This is a genomic window from Niveispirillum sp. FG148 (assembly GCF_057809655.1).
In genome coordinates this window covers 188,703-211,373 of sequence record NZ_JBMDKJ010000008.1, presented here as the reverse complement: position 1 = coordinate 211,373, position 22,671 = coordinate 188,703, and the positions used below count along the sequence as shown (strand labels likewise).

Below are 22,671 nucleotides of genomic sequence, written 5' to 3'. Positions count from 1 at the left end.
CCCTTGATACTACGCGGCCGGCAGGGCGAAGCTGATCTGGGTGCCGCCATCGCGCGCCTGGGCCCAGAGCCGGCCACCATGCCGGCTGGCCAGCAGGGTGGCGAGATAGAGCCCCAGCCCCAGGCCGCCCGCCCCTGCCGTCAGGGGATCACCGGCGCGCAGGAAGGGGCGTCCCATGCCGGCCACCACCTCCGGCGGCAGGCCGGGCCCGTCATCGGCGACGGTGACCACCACCTGCCCCTCATCGCGCCTGCCCTCGATCCGGACATGTGAATGTTCGGGCGTGTGGCTGACGGCATTATCCAGCAGTGCAAACAGGATCTGTTGCAGGGCCGTCGGGTCGGCCTTGACCAGCAGTCCATCGGGCACCTGGTTATCCACGGCCGTGCGGCTCTGCTGGGCGCGCACGCGCGCCTGTCCGGCCACGCGCGCCACTTCCTCCCGCAGGTTCAGCGGTTCTGGGATCAGGGTCTGGCCGGCCTCCGCCTCGGCACAGGCGACGATGCCTTCCACCAGTTCCAGCAGGTTCTGGCCGGCCTGCGCGATCTCGCCGGCATAGTCGCGCACGCGGTCCGCATTCATTGGCAGGGCCGGGTCGCGCAGCATGTCGGCAAAACCGATGACCGCGTTGAGCGGTGTGCGCAGTTCGTGACTGACCGACGACAGGAACTGGCTTTTTGCCCGTTCCAGCGCCCGGCTTTCCATATTGGCCTGGCGCAGAGCCTCTGCCGCGGCCTCCCGCGCGCGCAACGCATCGGCGGTGCGGTCGGCCAACTGCCCGACCAGGACACGTACCGACAGGAACAGAATCAGGCCGGTGACCCCCACATAGAACAGACCCTTGGCGGTCTGGAAGGCCGACAGTTCGGTGGCATCGCCGAACATCGCCTCCGCCGTGCGGTCGGAGAAGACGATCCACAGCGTCGACACGGCAACGAAGACCAGGGTCACGCGCAAGGCCGCCCGATTGGGCGCCGAGGCAAGCCAGCGTACCGTGTCCATGGCGCCTCCGTGAAAGGGCCGCGATCAAGGGAAAGACAGGATACGGCACAATGAGGACGGGAAAAAGCCCGGAGAGCATCGAACCCAGATCAGGCTGCTTGATCCTGGACCCGCACCCGCGGCGCCCTGTAATCTGCCCACCATGACCCAGATGCAAGCGGCCCCGATCCGCCCCACCGATCCCAATGTGCTGCAACGCCTGGCCTCCGACCCGGAAAGTTCGGTCTGGGTGGGGGCGTCGGCCGGCACGGGCAAGACCAAGGTGCTGACCGACCGGGTGCTGCGCCTGATGCTGGCCGGCACGGACCCGTCGCGCATCCTCTGCCTGACCTTCACCAAGGCCGCCGCCGCAGAGATGGCCAACCGCATCGCGGAACGCCTGTCCGTCTGGGCGGTGGCGGACGAGGAACGGCTGCGCGCCAATCTGGCCGCGTTGACGGGGCATGAGCCCTCGCGGGCTGAGGTGACAGGGGCCCGCCGCCTGTTTGCACGGGTGCTGGACACAGCCGGCGGCATGAAGATCCAGACCATCCATGCCTTCTGCCAATCGCTGCTGCGCCGCTTCCCGCTGGAAGCCGGGCTGGCACCCAATTTCGAGGTGATGGACGACCGCACGGCCGAAGAGTTACTTGCCGAAGCGAAACAATCAGTCCTTCTGGCGGGTCGTTACGAACCCGATGGAGTTCTGGCCCGCTCTGTGGAGCTGTTGACCAGTGCCGTCGCGGAGGATGAATTCAACGACCTGCTGGCCAGCCTGACAGCGGAGCGTGGTCGGCTGAAGCGCATCCTGGATGCCCAGGGCGGGCTGGAAGCTGCCATCGGGGCGCTGCGCGCCGGGCTGGGCGTGGCGGCGGAAGAGACGGACCTGCCCGTGCTGTCCCGCGCCTGTGCCAGCGATAGTCTGGACGAGATGGGCCTGCGCCGGGCCTGCGCCACGCTGGCCACGGGCACTAAGACCGATGTGGAACGCGGCATCGCCATCCAGGCCTGGCTGGACGCTGATGCGACGCGGCGGCTGAAGGGCTGGGCCGACTATCTGTCGCTCTACCTGACGGGAGACGGGGACCCGCGCAAGGTGCTGATGACCAAGAAGCCGTCGGAAGCCGATCCGATGGCGCTGGAGATCTTGCAGCGGGAGGCGGCGCGGCTGGTCGCGGTGACGCAGGAGCGGCGGCGTGTCGCGGTTGCCACCCATACCGCTGCCCTGCTGGCCCTGGGAGAGGCGCTGCTGGGCCGCTATCAGCGGCTGAAGGATGCGCGCGGCCTGCTGGATTTCGACGATCTGATCCTGGCGGCGTCCGACCTGTTGTCGGGCGGGGCGGGGGCGGATGCCTGCGCCTGGGTGCTGTTCAAGCTGGATGGCGGTCTGGATCATGTGCTGATCGACGAGGCGCAGGACACCAATCCCGAACAATGGGCCGTGGTATCGGCCATTGCGGAGGAGTTCTTCGCCGGCCTGGGTACGCGCGATGACCGGGTCCGTACCCTGTTCGTGGTGGGCGATGACAAGCAGTCGATCTTCAGCTTCCAGCGCGCGGACCCGGCCGAATTCGCCCGCATGCGCGGGCATTTCGATGCCAAGGTGAATGCCGCCCTGCGCACCTGGCGCGTTGTCGACCTGCAGACCAGCTTCCGGTCCGTGGGCGCCGTGCTGCGGGTGGTGGACAAGGTCTTCGCCACGGGTCTGGCGCGCGATGGTGTCGCCGCACCGGAGGTGGAGGTGCGGCACATTCCCCATCGCCGCGGCATGGCGGGGCGGGTGGAGATCTGGCCCCTGGTCAGCCCGCAGGACGCGACCGATCCCGACCCCTGGTCGCTGCCGCTGAAGCCCGAACAGGCGGACAAGCCCGTGGCCCGGCTGGCCGCCACCATGGCCGACCAGATCGCCCGCTGGCTGGCCGATGGCGAACGGCTGGTGTCGCGCAACCGGCCGCTGCGGCCCGGCGACATTATGGTGCTGGTGCGCAGCCGCGACCAGTTCGTGGGCCATCTGGTCCGCGCGCTGAAGGATCGCGACGTGCCCGTGGCCGGGGTGGACCGCATGGTCCTGACCGAACAGCTGGCCGTGATGGACCTGATGGCGCTGGCCCGCTTCCTGGTCCTGCCCGAAGATGATCTGAACCTGGCCGTGCTGCTGAAATCACCGCTGGTCGGGCTGGACGAGGAACAGCTTTTCAAGGTGGCGCATGGGCGGCCGGGGCGCCTGTGGGCGGCGCTGACGGAACGGGCCAAGAGTGATGAGAGGCTGTTCGCGGCCTGGGATTATCTGCGCGTCATCCTGAACGACACAGACTACCGGGCGCCGTACGAGCTGTTTGCCGGTGTCCTGTCCCGGCCCTGCCCGCCCGATCCGACGGGGTCCGGCCGCCGCGCCATCCTGGCGAGGCTGGGGGCGGAGGCACAGGACCCGCTGGAGGAGTTCCTGACCGCCTGTCTGCTGTTCGAGCGCGAACATGTCGCCTCGCTGCAGGGCTTCCTGCAGTGGCTGGAGGCGTCGCAGGCGGAGGTGAAGCGCGAATTGGATACGGGCGGCGGCGACGGGCCGGGCCAGGTGCGCATCATGACGGTGCATGGATCGAAGGGCTTGCAGGCACCCATCGTCTTCCTGCCTGACACGATGCGCGAACCGGACAAGAGCCCCAAGATCCTGTGGCCGGAGAAACCCCTGATGGGGGAGGTGCTGACCGATCCTGGCCCGCCCTTGCCGCTCTATACTCCCCGCCGGGGGATGGAGGATGCGACGGCCGAGGCGCGACGGGCCATTGCCAACCGCCGGCGCGATCAGGAATATCGCCGCCTGCTTTATGTCGCCCTGACCCGGGCAGAGGATCGGCTGATCGTCTGCGGCTGGGAACAGTTGCGCAAGACCGGCGGGGCCGGTTCCTGGTACCGGCTGATCGAGGGGGCGCTGGACGGGCTGGCCCAGCCGCAGCCCTTCGATTTCACCACGCTGTCGCCGGCCGGCTGGGCCGGGACAGGGCTGCTGCTGCATGAACCACAGACGGCGCCCGTGCCGGACGCCCCGCCAGCTGTGGCGGCGGCGGAAAGCGGCGTGGAACTGCCGGCCTGGGCCCTGGTGGCGGCCCCGCGCGATCCGTCCCCGTCCAAGCCGCTGGCCCCGTCGCAGCCGGATGCGCCGGAACCTGCCCTGCGCTCCCCCCTGGGCAGCGATGACGGCCTGCGCTTCAAGCGCGGCAACCTGATCCATACGCTGCTGCAGGTGCTGCCGGAGACGGAACCGGCGCGCTGGACCGATGTGGCGGCGGCGTGGCTGGCGCGGCCCGCCCATAATCTGACGCCGGCGCAGCAGGCGGAGATCGGGGCGGAAGCCCTGCGCGTGCTGACCGATCCGGCCTTTGCGCCGCTGTTCGGGCCCGGCAGCCGGGCGGAGGTGCCGCTGGTCGGCCTGGTCGGCGACCGGGCCCTGTCGGGCCGCATCGACCGGCTGTGCGTGACGGATGAATCAGTATGGATCGTCGATTACAAGACCAACCGCCCGCCGCCGCGGGAGGTGGACAAGGTGCCCGCCATCTATCTTCAGCAGATGGCCGCCTATCGCGCCGCCCTGCGCCGCATCTATCCGGGCAAGGCCGTGCGCTGCGTCCTGCTCTGGACCGACGGGCCGTTCACTATGGAACTGCCTGACGCGCTGCTGGACGGGCACGCGCCCTGAGGGGGGGCCGGGTTCAGCCCAGCACGGCCACAGCGATGTGATAGGCGATGAATGACATCGCATAGGCCAGCACCAGCAGATAGGCGAAGGTGCCGGCCATGAAGCGGGTGCTGTTGGTTTCGCGGCGGATGACGGCCAGCGTGCTGATGCATTGCGGGGCGAAGATGTACCAGACCAGGAAGGAAATGGCGGCCGGCAGGGTCCAGCTGTTCTGCAGGGTCGCCGCCAGCCCCTGGGCCAGCCCATCCTCGCTGTCCGCCGCGATGGAGTACACGGTGCCCAGCACGGCCACCGCCACCTCACGCGCGGCCATGCCGGGGATCAGGGCGATCACCATCTGCCAGCTGAACCCGATGGGCGCGAACAGGGGGGCCAGCGTGATGCCGATGATGCCGGCAAAGCTGTGGTTGATGCTGTCGGCCACGCCGCTGGGGCCGAAGGTCGACAGGACCCAGATGACGACCATGATGACGAAGATGATGCCGCCGGCCCGACGCAGGAAAATCTTGGCGCGTTCAAACAGGCCCAGCGCCAGATTGTGCAGCGACGGCATCTTGTAGGTCGGCAGTTCCATAACGAAACTGTCCACCTGCTCGGTATAGACGAAGCGCTTCAGCACGAAGGCGACCAGCAGGCCCGACAGCAGCGCCGCCATATAAAGGCCGAACATGACCAGCCCCTGCAGCCCGATCCCGCCCCCGATATCGCGGTTGGGCACGAAGGCCGCGATCAGCAGCGTATAGACCGGGATGCGGGCCGAACAGGTCATCAGCGGCGCCAGCAGGATGGTGGTCAGCCGGTCGGGCTTGTGCTCGATCGTGCGGGCCGCCATGACGCCGGGGATGGCGCAGGCGAAGGAGGAGAGCAGGGGGATGAAGCTCTTGCCATGCAGGCCTACCCCGCCCATCAGCCGGTCCAGCAGGAAAGCCGCCCGCGCCATGTAGCCGCTGTCTTCCAGGATCAGGATGAAGAAATACAGCGTCAGGATCTGGGGCAGGAAGACGATGACCGATCCGACGCCGGCCACCAGCCCATCCACCAGGAAGCTGCGGAACAGGCCTTCCGGTAATTGTTCGGTCAGCCAGGAACCCAGGGCCGCCGCCGCCCCGTCGATCTGGTCCATCGGCCATTCCGACCAGGTGAAGACCGACTGGAAGACGAAGAACATCAGGCCGGCCAGGATCAGCAGACCCAGGACCGGATGCAGCAGCAGCCGGTCGATGGCATAGGTGGTGACGGGCGGCACACCATAGGCAATGCCGGCCTGATCCATCAGATCCATCACCCTGCGGTTCAGGCCGCGCAGTTGCGATGTTGTCGGCTCGTGCCAGTCCGGTGCGGGCACGGGGGCGAGCGGATCGGCCAGATGGCGGTCGATTTCCGCCAGCAGCGCCTCCATCCGGCCACCGCGTACGGCCACCGTCGGAATGACGGGAATGCCCAGAAGACGGGACAGTGCCACCGGGTCGATGCTGAATTTGCGGCGCTCGGCAATGTCGAACATGTTGAGCGCCAGGATCATGGGCACGCCCAGTTCCCGGGCTTCCAACGCGAAGCGCAGATGCAGCTTCAGGTTCGTGGCATCGGCCACGCAGATCAGGAAGTCGGGCCGGCCGACATCAGCCAGCCGTCCCAGCAGCGCGTCACGCGTCACCGCCTCGTCCGGGCTGCGGGCGCGCAGGGAATAGGCGCCGGGCAGGTCCAGCAGGCGGCAGGCGCGACCGGCCGGGGTGGTGAAGCTGCCTTCCTTGCGCTCCACCGTCACGCCCGCGTAATTCGCCACTTTCTGGCGGCTGCCGGTCAGCCGATTGAACAGGGCGGACTTGCCGCAATTGGGCATGCCGGCGATGGCGATCAGCGGTGGATTGGCCATGATGCTCAGGCTTTATGCTCGATACCGATGGCGGCGGCGTCGCGGCGGCGCAGCGCGATGACCCGGTCACCGGTGATACGGATGGCGATGGGGTCGCGGCCGACCGGCCCCTCGTGCAGCAGCGTCACGTCCATGCCTTCCTCAAGCCCCATTTCCAGAAGCTTGCGGGTCAGCGCGTCAGACGCGTCGATGGTACGGATCCGGGCCTGGTCGCCCCGGCGCATGTTGGACAGCTTCATGCCGACCTCCTTCACTATGAGCGGCCTAAGCCATCGCGAGTATGAATGCAAGTCACTCGCAAGTTGCAGAGGGAGGCCAAAACCCGCCGACACTGTGATGTGGCGGCAAAACCATATCCAACGCATTGATTTTGATCATTCGTTGTACAGGATTTCAGATCCGCCGCCGACATGCGGCGTGCTGACGCAAGGGGGCATCAGCCCTCGTCGCTCTCGTCGCCCTCGTCCGCCTCCCGCGGGCCGTGGCGGCGTTCCAGCAGGCCGTATTTGCGCAGATAGCCCCGGAACTGGTGGTAGTTCAGGCCAAGATCGCTTGCCGCCCGCTTCTGATGGAACTGGTTGCGTTCCAGGGCGTTGCGCAGCAGCGTCTTTTCATAATCCGCAACCAGACCCAGAAAATCGCACGGCCCCTCGGGCAGGCCGGGGCCGGGTGCTGCCGCTGGCGCGGGGGGCGGAAGCGTCGGCGCGCCAGCGGCCGGGACCGGCGGGGCGGCGAAGACGATAGGGGCGGGGCCCGTCTCGTCATAGATGGCCATCTGCTTGGGCCGCCAGGGCGACTGGAACGGGTCGAAATGGATGTCGGTGATGGGCGCTTCCGGATCGGCGGCGCGATAGACAGCCCGTTCCACAACATTCTTCAGTTCGCGCACATTGCCCGGCCAGTCATAGGCCAGCATCTGCTGCATGGCGTCCGTGGAAAAGCCGGGGAAGAAGGGGCGGCCCAGCTCGCGCACCATGGCGACCCCGAAATGCTCGGCCAGGACCGGGATATCCTCCGGCCGGGCGCGCATGGGCGGGATGGTGACCACATCAAAGGACAGGCGATCCAGCAGGTCGGCGCGGAACTTGCCCTGGTCGGCCAGACGCGGCAGGTCGGCATTGGTGGCGCCCACGACGCGCACATCGATCTGGATGGTGGTGTTGCCGCCCACCCGCTCGAATTCCCCATATTCGATGACGCGCAGGATCTTCTCCTGCACACGCAGGGTGGCCGTCGCGATCTCGTCCAGGAACAGCGTACCGCCATCGGCCAGTTCAAACCGGCCGACATGGCGCTTGGCCGCCCCCGTGAAGGACCCGGCCTCGTGCCCGAACAGCTCCGTCTCCAGCAGCGTGTCGGAGAGTGCGGCACAGTTCAGCTTCACGAACGGCTTGTCCCAGCGCGGCGACAGGTAGTGCAGGCGGGCGGCGATCAGTTCCTTGCCCGTGCCGCGCTCCCCGATCACCAGGGTGGGGCGGTTCAGCGGGGCGGCCTGCGAGACATGTTCCATCAGCCCCAGGAAGGACGGGGCCTGACCGATAAGCGACGGGGGACTGACGGCGGGCGGCATGCGGTTCGGGGCTTTCGCGGTCGATGCTGACGCGCATCATAACGGCTGGTGGCGGATTTGGCGAGCGAGTGGTGGGAATCGCCAAACAATGGCAACGGCCCCATTGGCTGTGAGCCGGGTTGATGGCGCTGAAAGTGCTAACCCATTGATTTATAATAAATGATGGGATTGCTGCGGCACTTGGCACGCCCCTTGCTGTTATGTTCCCGACACCGGGGAATACAACAGACCGCAAGGAAGCCAGCGATGACCGACTTCACCTTCGACAACGGGATGGCCGATCAGCCGGCGAACAGCTACACCAAGTCCGCCGACGGGTTCTTCGCCCGTCACGCGGGCGGCATGTTCCAGGACCTCTTTGAGGATTTCCGGGCCGTGCCGGTTGAAGCCTGGATCATCCTTGCGGTTGCCACCGGTTTGAGCAACCTTTTCATTGCCCTTGCCTGAAGGAGAACCCGACATGGGCATCTTTTCCCGCCTCGGCGACATCGTCAATTCGAACATCAACGCCATCCTGGATCGCGCTGAGGACCCCGAAAAGCTGGTCCGCCTGATCATCCAGGAGATGGAAGACACCCTGGTCGAGGTCCGCACCTCCGCCGTCAAGACCGTCGCGGAGAAGAAGGAGATCGAACGCCGCCTGGCCGAGATCCGCCGCGAGTCGGAGGATTGGCAGCGCAAGGCAGAGTTCGCGCTGTCCAAGGACCGCGAAGATCTGGCCAAGGGGGCCCTGGTCACCAAGGCCAAGCTGGCGGAAGCGGCCGAGCAGATGGCTGGCGAGCTGTCCCGCCTGGACGCGGCCCTGGCCAAGACCAACGAGGATATCGGCGCGCTCCAGCAGAAGCTGGCCGATGCCAAGACCCGCGAAAAGGCCTTGATTGCGCGGCATAAAACCGCCACCAACCGGTTGAAGGTCCGCACCCAGCTTTATGACGACCGCATCACCGATGCCTTCTCCCGCTTCGAGCAGGTTGAGCGTAATCTGGATGTGCTGGAAGGTCGGTCGGAAGTGCTGGGCATGGGCCGTACCAAGAGCCTGGACGAGGAGATCGCCGAGCTGGAAGCCGAATCCAAGGTGGAGTCGGAACTGGCGGCGCTCAAGGCCAGGCTGGCGGCCAGGGATCAGCAGGGGTAACCCGCTACCGGGTGCCCCCGCTGGGGAATGCAGGGGGGCCACCCTTATTGGGCTGGGCCTTGGGAGAAGGGGGCAACAATGCCTGAAGGAGTATTCGTCGTCGCCGTCATCTTCATGGTGATCGTGGCGCCCGTCTGGATCATCTTCCACTATGTGACGCGCTGGCGCATCGCCAAGACCTTGTCGGCCGATGACGAGCAGATGCTGTCGGAGCTGTGGCACAGCGCCAACAAGATGGAAGACCGCATCCGTCAGCTGGAAAAGATCCTGGATGCCGAGGCGCCGGGCTGGAGGGCGAAAGCATGAGCGATCGTCACGGGCCCGGCACCCCGCCACCCTTCCCCGGACGCGACCATTACCGGTCGCGCCGGGGCGGCGGCCCCGGCCGGAGCTGGGAACAGGAATATTTCGGCAAGCGCCCGGAGCAGAGCTGGGCGGACTATTTCGGCCTGGGGCCGAACATGTTGGGCGGCGGCTGCCGCTCGAACAAGCGTGGTACCGCCGGCTTGGCCGGCGACCACCAGGGGCCGATGGAGGACAGCATGGGCAGTTACTCTTCCACGCCGTACCGCCTGTGGCGTAGCCGCACCGACAGCAAGATCGCCGGCGTCTGCGGCGGCATCGCCGAATATGCCAATGTCGATGCCTGGATTGTCCGTCTGGGCTTCATCATCGGCTTCTTCTTCTTTCCGCCGGTGTTCCTGTTCGGCTACCCGATCCTGTGGTGGCTGCTGAAGGAACGGCCCGCCGGGCTGTATGAAAGCCGGGAGGAAGAAGTGTTCTGGCGCGATGTCGCCACCAAGCCGGACCAGACCCTGTCGGGCCTGCGCGGCAAGTTCCGCGACCTGGACCGTGACATCGGCAAGCTGGAAGGGTTCGTGGCGTCGCGCGAATATGATCTGCATCGCCAGTTCCGCGACCTGGAAAAGAAGTAAGGGTGGGGCTGCCCCCCCGCCCGTCCCATCCCGTCCCCGTCCGCTCCATCCGCAGGGAAGGCCGATGAACGCCTATATGATCCCCGTTCTGGCGCTGCTGATCCCCATCGTGGCCATCATCGCCAAACATGTGCGCCGCTGGCATGAGATTGATATCCAGGCGGCCGAGGGCGATGTGGATCTGCGCCGCCGCTTCCGCGCGCTGGACGATATCGACCGTCGCGTGGCGGGGATGGAACGCTATGTCACCAGCCCCGAATTCCATCTGAACCGGCAGTTCCGCGACCTGGAACGCCCGTCCCCCTGATCCCGACCTTGCCGAAGGCGACACAAATGTTCAATTCGCCCTATATCATCCCGGTGATGGCGCTGCTGATCCCGATCGTCGCCATCGTCATGAAGCACCTGACCCAGATGCGGGCCATGCGTGTCGGTGGCCTGTCGGATGGGGCGGCGGCTGAACTGTCCGACCGCGCCGCCCGGCTGGAGGATCGCGTCCTGCAACTGGAAAAGATCCTGGATGCCGAGGCGCCCGGCTGGCGCGCCCGCGCCTGATCCCTGTTCTTCTTTCGCCAAGGGCGGCGTGCCCGACGGTATCCCGCACCTTATCCCAGAACCCGCCCCCGTCCCGGTAACGACCGGCAAACGGGTCGGCGGGTTATTTATTTGTCCTGATGGCAATTTTCAGGTGGCGAATATCGGTGGCATTCCTACATTGAAGATCAGAGGAAACGCTGCCAAGGGCCCGAAGAATGGCCACTTCAATCGAATTGACTTATTTGCTTCCGCAATATTGCGCCGCAACATGGTCAATATCTGACGATATATGGCGAAGTATATATTTCGTTCGGCGGCGGTTCGCCGGCCATATATTGGTTATCGGCCTATTAACCATTATTCTTCTCTCGCCTCCACGCTGGAACAACAGCGCCCTGCCGGTGGGGCTGCTGCGACCGACCTGGCGTCAACGGCTGGCGCCCTTGACGGCCCTGCTGGCCCTGATCGCCCTGGCTGTGACGGCGAACAGCCCGGCGTCAGCCGCCCTGTCCTGGGATGGGGAGATGGAACCCCTGCCGCAGTACCGAACCTATTGCCAGACCTATGGCCCCAGGGACCCGGGCTGCCACGCCAGCCTGGGTGGGGAAGGCGGGGCGGAGAGGGGCCCCGACCGGCTGCCTTCGGCGGGCGACGCCACCTTGGGCATGGCCGTGCTGGTTCACCGCCAGGTCGTGGCCGACCTTCTGTACCGTACGGAGCGGCAGGATGTCTGGCAGGTGCTGGGCACGCTGGGCTCAGGCATGGAAGGGGACTGCGACGACGTGGTGATGACCACCATCTCCCGTCTGCTGCGTCGCGGCTTCCCGCGTGCGGCCCTGCGCGCCACGGTGGTCCGCCTGCCTGACGATGGCGGCTATCATCTGATCCTGGCAGTGCGGACAAGCCAGCCCGGCGGCCGGATGGTGGAACAGTTCCTGGATGACAGGCACCGCCGACCCCTGCGGGCGGAGGACCTGAAGGCACTGGGCTATCGTTTTGTGGCGCAGGAGGTGCCGGGGGGCCGAAAATGGCGCCGTGCCGCAGAGCGGACAGAAAATGAAAACGGCATCGACACGGCTGGTTGACGTTACGTAAGCTTGTGCCTATATCAGCCCCTCGGATGGCTGGACCCTCGACCAAGGTCGTAATGGTCCCCCGGAGATGCCCGGAATTGCGGCATTGCCATTGCCGAACGATTCTCCGTTAACCCTTTATAAACCATGTTGCCCAATTTGGGGACGTTGCCTGCCCCAATACTGGGCAAATGCCCGTTTTCATTTGCAAACTGCCTTTGAATTGGGCGGCGGGCGATCGGGCTATTGGCTTTCCCCCTGGATTTAGCACATGCAATGCCGTGGCACGGAAGTTGCTGAAATGCTTCGCCGTATCAGGGTGATGTGTGCTTTTGCGCCGCAATGGCGCCATGCACCTCCGATGCTGATCGCATTGGTGCTCGCCCGTCGACAGACGCGAAGGATGACATGTCAAAGCATGCCGTAAGGGTCGCTGTCCGCAATGTCGTCAGGGTGGTGACGGTGCCGCCGCATTCCGTCAAGGGCCGCACCGGTTCCAGCGGCCCGACGTCCCGGCCGGAATCCGGTCCGCAATCGCAACTCTTGTCGGGTGTTTCATGGGATGATGGGCGCCGCGTCTGGCTGGTGCATCCCGCACCCGTGCCGGCGCGCGGCTGATACCGGAAACGACAGGATAACAAGGAGGAACAATGTTGAAGCGGTTGGGTGGTCTGCTGGTGCTGTGCGCAGCGCTGACGGCCTGTAACAAGGAAGAAGCCCGGGAGATCAAGCGGACGGATGTGCCGAATTTCCCGATTGCCTCCTCCGTGGTGGTGCCGGCCGGGTCCGACATCATTTATCTGTCCGGCACGACGCCGCCGGCGGTGAACAAGGAAGCGCCGGCCGGCAGCACGGAAGTGTTCGGCGATACCGAAACGCAGACGGTCAATGTCCTGACCCGCATCCAGGAAACGCTGAAGGCCCAGGGCCTGACCATGGGCGATGTGGTCCTGATGCATGTCTATCTGGTCGGCGACCCGGCCAAGGAAGGCAAGATGGATTTTGCCGGCATGATGGCCGGCTATACGAAGTTCTTCGGAACACCGGAGCAGCCCAACAAACCGGCCCGCTCCACGGTGCAGATTTCCAGCCTGGTCGTGCCGGGCATGCTGGTGGAAATCGAAGTGGTGGCCGCCAAGGCCAAGAAGTGACCGAAAGGGCCGGCGGGGGCGTGGGAAAGCCCACCACCGGCCCTTTCGATTTCAACGAACCGCCGTCCGCTTTCGGGTAGGGACGGATGGCGGAACAGGGGCCGGAGGCCCGCACGACCGGATAACCGGCGGCGGGGCCGGACCCCGAGAAAGGCTCCCGGCAAACGGGACCATCATCCGGGAAGAAACGCAGCCGAGGAGGAGAAGCAACAACCGAGTTGAACAGGGGACCTCTCATGCAGGTAAATAACAGCAAGCCGGCCATCCGCGCTTTCGCGCGCAAAGCCGCTCTGGGCATTCTGTGCACGACCAGCCTGCTGCCGCTGATGGCGATGCCGGCCGCCGCCGAAACCGCCGAGATTGAAGAGATCATCGTGACCGGTACGCGCGTCGCAAACCGCACCGCGACCGAAAGCCTGGCGCCGATCGACGTGCTGGGGGCGGGTGACCTGGAAAAGCAGGCCTATACGGACACCAACGACATTCTGCGTACCCTGGTGCCGTCCTTCAATGTCAGCCGTAACGGCATTTCCGACGGTTCCACCTTCGTGCGTCCGCCGACGCTGCGCGGCCTGCCGCCCGACCAGACGCTGGTGCTGGTCAATGGCAAGCGTCGCCACCGCTCGGCCCTGGTGCAGCTGTCGGGTGGTGCGCTGGCCGCCGGCGCCCAGGCGTCCGACCTGTCGCAGATCCCGTCCATCGCCATCAAGCAGGTGGAAGTGCTGCGCGACGGTGCCGCCGCCCAGTATGGTTCCGACGCCATCGCCGGTGTGGTGAATTTCCAGCTGAAGAACGCGTCGGAAGGCGGCTCGGCCCAGCTGCAATATGGTTCCACCTATGAAGGCGACGGCGACAATATGAAGGCGGCCGCCAATGTCGGCCTGCCGCTGGGCCCCAACGGCTTCTTCAACCTGTCGGCCGAATATACGCAGGGCGACCCGACCAACCGTGGTGTCCAGGATCCGCGCGCGCCCACCGCGAAGAAGGACCTGGCCATGAACTGGGGTGACCCGGATGCCGAGGCCAAGCGCGTCTTCTTCAATTCCGGCATTGACCTGACCGACACGCAGTCGATCTATCTGTTCGGCAATTACGGCCATTCCAAGTCGAACGGCTCCTTCTATTACCGTCCGCCATCGTCCACCCACGCCGTGAACGGCCCCGTCATGCCGGTGGCCGGCGATCCGAACGGCTTCTCCTTCGTCGAATGGTTCCCGCTGGGCTTCACCCCGCGCTTCTATGGCGATGTGAAGGACGCCTCGCTGGTCGGCGGTTTCAAGCATGAGCTGGAAAGCGGCCTGACCTACAATATCAGCGGCTCCTTCGGCCGCAGCCAGATCGATTACGACCTGAAGAACACCGTGAACCCGTCCATGGGTCCCGACAGCCCGACGGAATTCTATGTCGGTCGTCTGGTCCAGGAAGAAGAGAATATCAATATCGATCTGGCCTATCCGGTCGAGGTCGGCCTGGCCAGCCCGATGAACGTGGCCTTCGGTACCGAACTGCGCCGCGAATTGTATGAGATCGGCCCCGGCGACACCGCCTCCTATACGGTTGGCAAGTATGTGTCCTTCGTCGATGTCGTCACCAAGCAGCTGACGGCCATGCCCATCGGCTCCAACGGCTATCCGGGCTTCCGTCCGGAGGATTCGGGCGAGTTCAAGCGCGACAACATCGCCTTCTATCTCGACACCGAAACCGACGTGACCGAGCAGTTCACGGTGGGTGCCGCCGCCCGGTATGAGGATTTCGACTATTTCGGTTCGACCTTCAACTGGAAGGTCAGCGGCCGTTACGACTTTACCGACGAATTCGCTGTTCGCGGTTCGGTCAATACCGGCTTCCGCGCGCCGACGCCGGGCCAGTCGCAGACCTCTTCGGTGCAGACCTATTTCCCGGCCGGTTCGTCCAACCCGGTCGCCCGCGGCACCTATCCGGCTTCCAGCACCGTGGCCCAGTATTTCGGCGCCAAGGCGCTGTCGGAAGAAAAGAGCACGAACTTCGCCGGCGGTATCGTCGCCCAGGTGGCCGATATCAACGTCACCCTGGACTACTACAACATCAAGGTGAAGGACCGCATCGCGCTGTCGGGTGACTTCACCCCCAGTGCTGCCGACAAGGTCAAGCTGGCAGCACTGGGCGTGCCCGGTGCCTCCACCCTGGGCGCCGTCAACTACTTCACCAACGCGTTTGACACCCGCACCCAGGGTATCGACTTCGTCGCCAACACCACGGTGCCGGTCGGTGACGGCAAGGTCGATCTGACGGCGGCCATGAACTACAACAAGACCAAGGTGCTCTATCGTGACGCCTCGGTCATCGACGACACGCGCAAGGCCGACCTGGAAAAGCAGCTGCCGAAATATCGCGGCAATTTCAGTGCACAGTACACGCTGGACGCCTTCTCCATCCTCGGTCGCGCCAGCTATTACAGCAAGTGGACGGATACGGCGAACTACGCCAAGACCTTTGGGTCGGAATGGCTGTTCGACGCCGAGGCCTCGTACGATCTGTATGAGAACATGAATATCGCGGTTGGTGTGCAGAACCTGTTCGACAATTATCCGGACAAGGTCGATGCCCTGGCGGGCGGCGGTTACGCCGTGGGTCAGGTCTATCCTGACACCTCGCCGCTCGGTTACAATGGCGGCACCTATTATGTCCGCCTGACCGTGACCTTCTAAGCGTATCCGAGCATGAACCGGGCCGGCCCACCGGAAGGGGCCGGCCCGGTTTCGGTTTCCCGGCAGATTCCGATTCGCGCTCCGGCCCGGCGGGCAGGAAGGCGGGACGGTGCCGATGCTTCCCTCCCCTTAGAGGCGATGATGGTTGCAACAACAAATTTGTCCCCGCGCGGCCGGATGACCCGGCGTGAGCTGCTGGCCATGATCGGCACAGCGGCCGGCAGTTCCGTCATGTATCAGGCGGCGACCTCGCTGGGTTATGCGGCGGAATCGGAATTCAAGGGCCCGCCCAACCTGTCCGGTGCGCCCAAGGGCACCTCGGTCCTGATCTTAGGCGCCGGTTGGGCAGGGCTGGTTGCGGCCTATGAATTGGGCAAGGCCGGCTACAATGTGAAGGTGCTGGAATATCGTGACCGGCCGGGTGGGCGCGCCTGGACGCTGCGTGGCGGCGATACCTATACCGAACTGGGTGGCTTCACCCAGAAGGTGGGTTTCGACAAGGACCTGTACCTGAATCCCGGCCCCTGGCGCATTCCTTACCATCATCGCGGCGTGCTGCATTACTACCACGAGCTGGGCGTGCCGCTGGAGCCGTTCTTCCAGATCAATTACAACGCCTATGTCCATTCCAAGGATGCGTTCGGCGGCAAGCCGCAGCGTTATCGCCACGTCCTGGCCGATTTCAACGGCCATGTCGCCGAACTGCTGGCCAAGCTGGGCCACAAGGGCGGCCTGGACGGCTATGTCACCAAGGAAGACCAGGAAAAGCTGCTGGAAGCGCTGCAGGACTGGGGCGCCCTGGACGATAACTATGCCTACACGGCCAATCCGGAGACCAGCAACCGCCGTGGTTTCGAGAAGGATCCGGGCGGCGGGCCCAATGGCATGCCGGTCCCGTCACAGCCCATCGGCTTCTCCCAACTGATGCAGTCCGGTTTGTGGCGGTCCATCGGTTCGGGCTCGGGCTATGAATTCCAGACGGCTTTGTTCCAGCCCGTGGGCGGCATGGATGCCGGTCCGCGCGCCCTGGCTGAAAAGGTGAAGGACAAGATCACCTACAATGCCAAGGTGACGGAGATCGCCCAGGATGGCGGCGGCGTCACCGTCAGCTATGTCGATGCGCAGAAGGGCGGGGCGGTCCAGACGGCCAAGGCCGACTGGTGCTTCTGCACCATCCCGCTGTCGATCCTGTCCCAGATCAAGAAGAACGTGTCGTCGGAGATGGAAGCGGCCATCAATGCCGTTCCCTATGAAGCGGCGTTCAAGGTCGGCCTGCAGTTCAAGCGCCGGTTCTGGGAGCAGGATGAGGAGATCTATGGCGGTATCACCTATACCGACCTGCCCATCTCCGTCATCGGCTATCCCAACAGCCTGTATGGGTCCAAGGGCAAGGGCGTGCTGCTGGGCGCCTATCCCTGGGGGCCGTTCGCCTATGAATTCACGGCCATGGCGCCGGAGGACCGGATCAAGAAGTGCCTGGAATTCGGCGCGCAGATTCACCCGCAATATCTGAAGGAATTCGATAACGGCGTGGCGGTGGCCTGGCACCGGGTGCCCTGGACGCTGGGTTGCTTCGGGTCCTGGACCGAGAAGACGCGGGCCGAGCATTACCAGAACCTGTGCAAGATCGACGGGCGCATGGTGCTGGCGGGCGAACATGTCTCCTATCTGCCGGCCTGGCAGGAAGGGGCCGTGCAATCCTCGCTGGACGCCATCAGCCGTCTGCACCAGCGCATCACGAAGAAATGATCTTCTCGCGTGCCGGTTCGTGAACTGCGTCCGGCCCCCCGTTACGACCGGGGGCCGGCACCATCCTTGTCCTTAAGGAGAGACGCGATGCGCACCCGCATCCTTTCCGCCTTCGCCCTGTCGCTGGCCCTGCTGGGGCCGGCGGCGGGTACCGCCATGGCCCAGCGCACGGATGCGCAGACCAGCGGCTTCGCCGATGCCCGTCGCTTCGCCTATCAGAATGGCGAGCAGCTCTATAAAGCCATCTGCCAGGGTTGCCACATGCCCGATGGCAAGGGGGCAACCGGGGCCGGCACCTATCCGGCTCTGGCCGCCAATTCCAATCTGGAGGCCGGGTCCTATCCTATCCACATGATTGTCAACGGCCAGCGGGCCATGCCATCGTTCCATTATCTCAGCGATGATCAGGTGGCGGCCGTCGTCAACTATGTCCGGACCCATTTCGGGAACAGCTACAAGGACGCGGTGACGCCAAAGGATGTGAAGGATATGCGCCCCGCCCATGAGTGATGAACCCATCCTGCGTCTGGCCAGTGCGGCCGATCGACCGGCCCTGGAGGCGCTGTTGGAACGGTCCGTGCGGGATCTGAGCCGGGACTATTACAGCCCGGCCCAGATCGACGGCTCCCTGAGGGCGATCTTCGGCATTGACGGCACGCTGATTGCCGACGGCACCTATTTTGTGGTCATGGTCGGCGACCGCTATGCCGCCTGTGGTGGCTGGAGCCGGCGGCGTACCTTGTTCGGCGGGGATCAGGCGGCGGGTCGGTCACCCGAACTGCTGGACCCGGCCGTGGATGCGGCCAAGATCCGGGCCTTCTTTGTCGACCCTGCCTTTGCCCGGCGCGGCATCGCCAGCCTGATGATGCGCACGGCTGAACAGGCGGCCCTGGCCGAGGGATTCAGAAGCCTGGAACTGATGGCGACCCTGCCGGGGGTGCCGCTTTACAAGGCGCTGGGCTTCACGGCCACCGGCAGCCATGCCGAGAAGCTGGCTGACGGTAATGTCATTCCCTTCGTGCCCATGCGCAAGCTGATCGGGTAGGGGGGGACGGCAGGGCGTCAGCGGCGCAGGCCCCGGCACAGGTCCAGATATTCCGGATGGTCGGGTGTCAGCCAGCCGTGCCGGATCAGGAAATCGATCACGGTCAGGTTGACGTTGAATTTCCAATCGTCGCTGTCGCGAACGCTGGCCGCGACGCGGTCCAGCGGCCACAGTTCAAACCGTTCCACCTCCCCGTCGCTGTTCACGGGTGTGAAATCGGCCGGCAGTTCCAGATCATAAAGGAACAGGATGTCGGGCTTCAGCCCCTTGTCCTGTTCCATCAGATAGCTGATCGATCCCACGGGCACGGCCTTCGTCGCCAGATCGGGCGGCAGCGACGCTTCCTCGCCGGCTTCCTTGATCAGGTTTTCCGTCAGGCTCAACCCGGCCGGCTGCCCGCCGGCGACCAGATTGTCATACTGGCCGGGGGCGACGGCCCGGTCCAGGGCCCGTCTGGCGACCCAGAGATGCAGGCCGTCCGGACGGCGTACATACCCGTTCACATGCAGCCCATAGGCGGTGACGCCGAAATAGGGCACGTAGGCGCGGTCGATATTCATCAGGGCCGGCTGGCCCCAACCTTCGGCCACGGCGTACATCTCCTGCCGCGGACGGGGCAGCAGCTTGGCCGCCGCCAGCGGGCGCAGGGCCAGATCCAGGGCCTGGGTCCGTTCCGCCGGCTCGGTCAGGGACGGATTAAGGCCGATGCCGTCCCCCTCCGCCACGAACACCGGGCCAAGCTTCAGCAGCAGGTCGCGCAGGGGCGTCCGCACATGCCCGACCCGGACGCCGCCAACATGGAAGGGCCGGAAATCGGACAGGTCATGGTCGTTGCAGGTCCGTACGTGGCGCAGGAAGCCACTGCTGCCGGGCTGGTCGAACATCACGCGGCCTCCGCCTGTCGGGTAACGGGGGGATGGGTGGCCCGGCGCAAGGCCCAGGCGGCGATCAGCCCGGCCAGGACCAGCATGGAAGCCCCGAAATAGAAGGGCATGCCGGGGATATCGAAGCTGGCGCCGTCGGCCGTGAAACGGGCGAACAGCTCCGCCCCGATCAGCGGGGCCAGGATGAAGGTCAGGCTCTGCACGCTGGCAAAGGCGCCCTGCACCGTGCCCTGCTCATCCGCCCCCACCGACCGCGCCACCACGCTCTGCACTGCCGGCGAACTGATGCCGCCCATGGCATGCACGATGATGAAGCCGTAGAAGGGGATGGTGGAAGCCACGGTGCCATAGCCGGCATAGGCCGTCGCCTCCAGCAGAATGCCGGTCAGGGCCGTGCGCGCTTCGCCCAGCCGTCGCACGATGGCGCCGATCAGGCCGCCCTGCACGATGGCCGTGGCCAGACCGACGGCGGCCAGTGACAGGCCGTTATCCAGCTCGCTCCAGCCGAAGCGCTTGGTGGTGTACAGCACCCAGACCGTCTGCATGACGCCGAAGGCCAGCACCATGCAGGTGCGCGATGCCGCCAGCCCGGCCACGGCCGGATGCCGGGTCAGCGCCTTCAGGCTGCCCACGGGATTGGCGCGGCCCCAGCTGAAGGCGCGGCGGTTGGCGGGCGCCAGCGACTCGGGCAGGACGAACAGGCCGTACAGGAAATTGGCCCCCGCCAGACCGGCTGCGACCATGAAGGGCAGGCGCAGGCTCATTTCACCCAGCAGCCCACCCATGGCCGGGCCGGCGATGAAGCCCACACCGAACGCAGCACCCATCATGCCGAAATTCCTGGCCCGGTTCTCCGGCCCGCTGACATCGGCGATATAGGCATTGGCCGCCGTGATGTTGGCGGCCGTCAGGCCGGCGATCAGGCGGGCGATCAGCAACCAGCCCAGGCCGGGGGCAAAGGCCATGAACAACTGGTCGATGCCGGCCCCGGCAACAGAGGCCAGAATGATCTTCCGCCGTCCGAACCGGTCCGACAGGGCGCCCAGGATGGGCGCGAAGACGAACTGCATGATGGAGAAGCTGGCCATCATGATGCCCATCCACCAGGCGGCCGATGCCTCGTCCCCGGCAAATTGCCGCACCAGGGCCGGCACGACGGGGATGACTAGGCCAAAGGTCAGCACATCCAGGAAGACGGTGACCAGAATGAAGGGGATACCGGCCTGGCGGCGGGGCTTGGCGGCATCGGGTAAGGGTGCGGACATGCGGGCTCCGGCGGACTGCGGCCGGGGCCTCTATAACAGATGCCGGGCGTGGAGTCCCGACCGGCGCGATTTGGTCCATCTTGCCCCTGTGCGGGCCGGGCCTTCCGCGCTATATCTCCCGTCCATGAGCGGATTCCTGATCTTTCTCATGGTGCTCGCCATGATCGCCACGCTGGGTGTGCTGGTGATCGGGCTGTTCGCCATGGCACGCGGTGGCGACTTCAACGCCAAATATGGCAACCGGCTGATGTGGTGGCGCATCCGCCTGCAGGTGGCGGCCGTGGTTCTGTTCGCCCTGGTCTTCCTGGCTTCCTGATCCCACCCGACAGCAGAGGGCTTCCATCATGGTCCGCCTGACCCGTATCTATACCCGTGGCGGTGACCAGGGGCAGACCTCGCTGGGCGATGGCAGCCGCGTGCCCAAACATGCGCTGCGCGTTGCCGCCTATGGCACGGTGGATGAAGCCAACGCCATCCTGGGCATCGCCCGTCTGCATACGGGGACCGTCGGGGCCGATGCCGCGCTGGCCGATGCAGACGCCATGCTGGGCCGCATCCAGAACGACCTGTTCGACCTGGGGGCTGATCTCTGCACCCCGGAAATGGAAAATCCCCCTTACCCGCCGCTGCGCATCATTGATGTCCAGGTTGACCGGCTGGAGGCCGAGATCGACCGCATGAATGCGGAACTGGCCCCGCTGAACAGCTTCATCCTGCCCGGCGGCCGATCCGCCGCCGCCTATCTGCACCAGGCCCGCACCGTGGTGCGCCGGGCGGAGCGGGACATGACCGAACTGGCGCTGCACGAAGCCGTTGGCGCGCCCGCCCTCAAATATATCAATCGCCTGTCTGATCATTTGTTCGTGCTGGGCCGTTGGCTGAATGACAAGGGTGCCGCCGACGTGCTGTGGGTGCCCGGTCTGACGCGGGGCTGAGGCCCCGGGCAATGCGGCAAATCCCCTTGAAATCCGCCGATGTTGCGGTATCTTCCCATTACGTAAAGGGAAGATTGGACTGCCGGTCGAATGATTGATTTCGGTAACGAAGTTTCATAATTCCGTTACAGGACGCATTCTATTGACATGTGCAGCGCAGCAATCCTAAGGTCCGAGCCCGAATTTGCGGGCTGGACGGCAGGCTTTGGTTGCCCAATCTTAGGCCCCGGTCGAAGAATGGCTGAATGCCGGAGTGAATGGGCGGGGACCATCCACCGCCTGGTATCATGCGAGGGGATCGCCAATGAAAGTACTGGTCGCCGTGAAGCGGGTTGTTGATTACAACGTCAAGATCCGCGTGAAGCCCGACAATAGCGGTGTCGAGCTTGCGAATGTGAAGATGTCGATGAACCCGTTTGACGAGATCGCGGTTGAAGAGGCCGTGCGGTTGAAGGAAGCGGGCAAGGCGACGGAGATCGTGGTCGTTTCGATCGGGCCCGCGGGCGCGCAGGAGACGATCCGCACGGCGCTGGCCATGGGCGGCGACCGTGGGGTGCTGGTGCAGACCGACGCCGAGGTGCAGCCGCTGGCCGTTGCCAAGCTGCTGAAGGCCGTGGTGGCCAAGGAAAGCCCGGATCTGGTGATCCTGGGCAAGCAGGCCATCGACGATGACAGCAACCAGACGGGCCAGGCTTTGGCCGCCCTGCTGGGCTGGGGCCAGGGCACGTTTGCGTCCAAGGTGGCGCCGGCCGATGGCAAGGTTGCCGTGACGCGTGAGATCGATGGCGGTCTGGAGACGGTGGAACTGAAGCTGCCGGCCGTGGTCACCACCGACCTGCGCCTGAACGAGCCGCGCTATGCCTCGCTGCCCAACATCATGAAGGCCAAGAAGAAGCCGATCGAGACGGTGGCGCCGGACGCGCTGGGCGTGGACATCACCCCGCGCCTGACCACGCTGAAGGTGACGGAGCCGGCCAAGCGCAAGGGCGGCGTGAAGGTCGCCAGCGTGGAAGAGCTGGTCGCCAAGCTGCGCGACGAAGCCCGCGTCATCTGAGAAGGCCGCACCTCCTCCCGTGCTTTCCCCGCGAAAGCGGGGAACCAGGGGGGATAATCACAACGCTGGTGCCTGTGGCCCCTGAACCCCGCCTACGCGGGGG

Annotated in this window: 24 protein-coding genes; 18 read left to right on the top strand and 6 right to left on the bottom strand. The window is 65.3% G+C overall.

The features are described from left to right. Positions 1–9: 9 nt before the first annotated feature. Positions 10–1,002 (bottom strand): sensor histidine kinase, encoded by a 993-nt coding sequence (locus ACODTW_RS11790; RefSeq protein ID WP_488946201.1) that lies wholly within the window; start codon positions 1,000–1,002, stop codon positions 10–12. Between the two features lie 142 nt (positions 1,003–1,144). Here ACODTW_RS11790 and addA point away from each other — a divergent pair, with 142 nt between their 5' ends. Then, entirely contained in the window at positions 1,145–4,675 is a 3,531-nt protein-coding gene (gene addA / locus ACODTW_RS11785; RefSeq protein WP_488946200.1) for a double-strand break repair helicase AddA, read from the top strand. A gap of 13 nt (positions 4,676–4,688) precedes the next feature. Here the strand turns inward: addA and feoB are convergent, their stop codons facing one another. The 3 genes from feoB to pspF all read right to left on the bottom strand — a co-directional run bounded on the left by feoB (position 4,689) and on the right by pspF (position 8,118). After that, positions 4,689–6,548: a ferrous iron transport protein B gene (gene feoB, locus ACODTW_RS11780; protein ID WP_488946199.1), complete on the bottom strand. Its 1,860-nt coding sequence runs from the start codon at positions 6,546–6,548 to the stop codon at positions 4,689–4,691. 5 nt (positions 6,549–6,553) lie between these two features. Continuing rightward, on the bottom strand, positions 6,554–6,787 hold the full coding sequence (locus ACODTW_RS11775) for a FeoA family protein (protein ID WP_488946198.1): 234 nt from the start codon (positions 6,785–6,787) through the stop codon (positions 6,554–6,556). Positions 6,788–6,984: 197 nt separating this feature from the next. Next, positions 6,985–8,118 carry a phage shock protein operon transcriptional activator gene (pspF, locus tag ACODTW_RS11770; protein WP_488946197.1) on the bottom strand — a complete coding sequence of 378 codons (1,134 nt, stop codon included), beginning with the start codon at positions 8,116–8,118 and terminating at the stop codon, positions 6,985–6,987. A gap of 246 nt (positions 8,119–8,364) precedes the next feature. Between pspF and ACODTW_RS11765 the strand changes: the two genes are divergently transcribed. The 14 genes from ACODTW_RS11765 (at position 8,365) to ACODTW_RS11700 (ending at position 18,430) form a co-directional block, all read left to right on the top strand. Then, positions 8,365–8,565, top strand: coding sequence for a hypothetical protein (locus ACODTW_RS11765; RefSeq protein ID WP_488946196.1), 201 nt, complete (start codon positions 8,365–8,367; stop codon positions 8,563–8,565). Positions 8,566–8,578: 13 nt separating this feature from the next. Further along, a complete protein-coding gene (gene pspA, locus ACODTW_RS11760; protein ID WP_488946194.1) occupies positions 8,579–9,253 on the top strand; it encodes a phage shock protein PspA in 675 nt (224 codons plus the stop codon). 78 nt (positions 9,254–9,331) lie between these two features. Then, entirely contained in the window at positions 9,332–9,559 is a 228-nt protein-coding gene (pspB, locus tag ACODTW_RS11755; RefSeq protein ID WP_054166666.1) for an envelope stress response membrane protein PspB, read from the top strand. Further along, positions 9,556–10,188, top strand: a complete 633-nt coding sequence (locus tag ACODTW_RS11750; RefSeq protein WP_488946193.1) for a PspC domain-containing protein — start codon at positions 9,556–9,558, stop codon at positions 10,186–10,188. Before pspB ends, ACODTW_RS11750 begins: the two co-directional genes overlap by 4 nt. A 64-nt stretch (positions 10,189–10,252) precedes the next feature. Beyond that, positions 10,253–10,495, top strand: a complete 243-nt coding sequence (locus ACODTW_RS11745) for a hypothetical protein (RefSeq protein WP_488946191.1) — start codon at positions 10,253–10,255, stop codon at positions 10,493–10,495. 26 nt (positions 10,496–10,521) lie between these two features. Continuing rightward, positions 10,522–10,743: an envelope stress response membrane protein PspB gene (locus ACODTW_RS11740; RefSeq protein WP_488946190.1), complete on the top strand. Its 222-nt coding sequence runs from the start codon at positions 10,522–10,524 to the stop codon at positions 10,741–10,743. Further along, positions 10,709–11,008, top strand: a complete 300-nt coding sequence (locus tag ACODTW_RS11735) for a hypothetical protein (RefSeq protein WP_488946189.1) — start codon at positions 10,709–10,711, stop codon at positions 11,006–11,008. The genes ACODTW_RS11740 and ACODTW_RS11735 overlap by 35 nt, the downstream gene beginning before the upstream one ends. A 160-nt stretch (positions 11,009–11,168) precedes the next feature. Beyond that, on the top strand, positions 11,169–11,810 hold the full coding sequence (locus ACODTW_RS11730) for a transglutaminase-like cysteine peptidase (protein WP_488946188.1): 642 nt from the start codon (positions 11,169–11,171) through the stop codon (positions 11,808–11,810). 396 nt (positions 11,811–12,206) lie between these two features. Then, positions 12,207–12,416 carry a hypothetical protein gene (locus tag ACODTW_RS11725; RefSeq protein WP_488946187.1) on the top strand — a complete coding sequence of 70 codons (210 nt, stop codon included), beginning with the start codon at positions 12,207–12,209 and terminating at the stop codon, positions 12,414–12,416. 32 nt (positions 12,417–12,448) lie between these two features. After that, positions 12,449–12,949, top strand: coding sequence for a RidA family protein (locus ACODTW_RS11720; RefSeq protein ID WP_488946186.1), 501 nt, complete (start codon positions 12,449–12,451; stop codon positions 12,947–12,949). Positions 12,950–13,185: 236 nt separating this feature from the next. Further along, a complete protein-coding gene (locus tag ACODTW_RS11715; protein WP_488946185.1) occupies positions 13,186–15,636 on the top strand; it encodes a TonB-dependent receptor plug domain-containing protein in 2,451 nt (816 codons plus the stop codon). A 177-nt stretch (positions 15,637–15,813) separates the two neighbouring features. Further along, positions 15,814–17,385, top strand: coding sequence for a flavin monoamine oxidase family protein (locus ACODTW_RS11710; protein ID WP_488946184.1), 1,572 nt, complete (start codon positions 15,814–15,816; stop codon positions 17,383–17,385). An 87-nt stretch (positions 17,386–17,472) separates the two neighbouring features. Then, on the top strand, positions 17,473–17,895 hold the full coding sequence (locus ACODTW_RS11705) for a c-type cytochrome (protein WP_488946182.1): 423 nt from the start codon (positions 17,473–17,475) through the stop codon (positions 17,893–17,895). Continuing rightward, entirely contained in the window at positions 17,888–18,430 is a 543-nt protein-coding gene (locus ACODTW_RS11700; protein ID WP_488946181.1) for a GNAT family N-acetyltransferase, read from the top strand. Before ACODTW_RS11705 ends, ACODTW_RS11700 begins: the two co-directional genes overlap by 8 nt. 17 nt (positions 18,431–18,447) lie before the next feature. Here ACODTW_RS11700 and ACODTW_RS11695 read toward each other — a convergent pair whose 3' ends face one another. Together ACODTW_RS11695 and ACODTW_RS11690 are read right to left on the bottom strand one after the other, a co-directional pair. Then, a complete protein-coding gene (locus tag ACODTW_RS11695) occupies positions 18,448–19,314 on the bottom strand; it encodes a DUF4743 domain-containing protein (RefSeq protein ID WP_488946179.1) in 867 nt (288 codons plus the stop codon). Further along, positions 19,314–20,579 (bottom strand): TCR/Tet family MFS transporter, encoded by a 1,266-nt coding sequence (locus ACODTW_RS11690; RefSeq protein WP_488946178.1) that lies wholly within the window; start codon positions 20,577–20,579, stop codon positions 19,314–19,316. Before ACODTW_RS11690 ends, ACODTW_RS11695 begins: the two co-directional genes overlap by 1 nt. Positions 20,580–20,703: 124 nt before the next feature. Between ACODTW_RS11690 and ACODTW_RS11685 the strand changes: the two genes are divergently transcribed. The 3 genes from ACODTW_RS11685 (at position 20,704) to ACODTW_RS11675 (ending at position 22,568) form a co-directional block, all read left to right on the top strand. After that, a complete protein-coding gene (locus ACODTW_RS11685) occupies positions 20,704–20,895 on the top strand; it encodes a twin transmembrane helix small protein (protein WP_488946177.1) in 192 nt (63 codons plus the stop codon). Between the two features lie 28 nt (positions 20,896–20,923). After that, positions 20,924–21,514, top strand: a complete 591-nt coding sequence (locus ACODTW_RS11680) for a cob(I)yrinic acid a,c-diamide adenosyltransferase (protein ID WP_488946176.1) — start codon at positions 20,924–20,926, stop codon at positions 21,512–21,514. A 304-nt stretch (positions 21,515–21,818) separates the two neighbouring features. Further along, positions 21,819–22,568 (top strand): electron transfer flavoprotein subunit beta/FixA family protein, encoded by a 750-nt coding sequence (locus tag ACODTW_RS11675; protein ID WP_488946175.1) that lies wholly within the window; start codon positions 21,819–21,821, stop codon positions 22,566–22,568. The last annotated feature ends 103 nt before the right edge of the window (positions 22,569–22,671 follow it).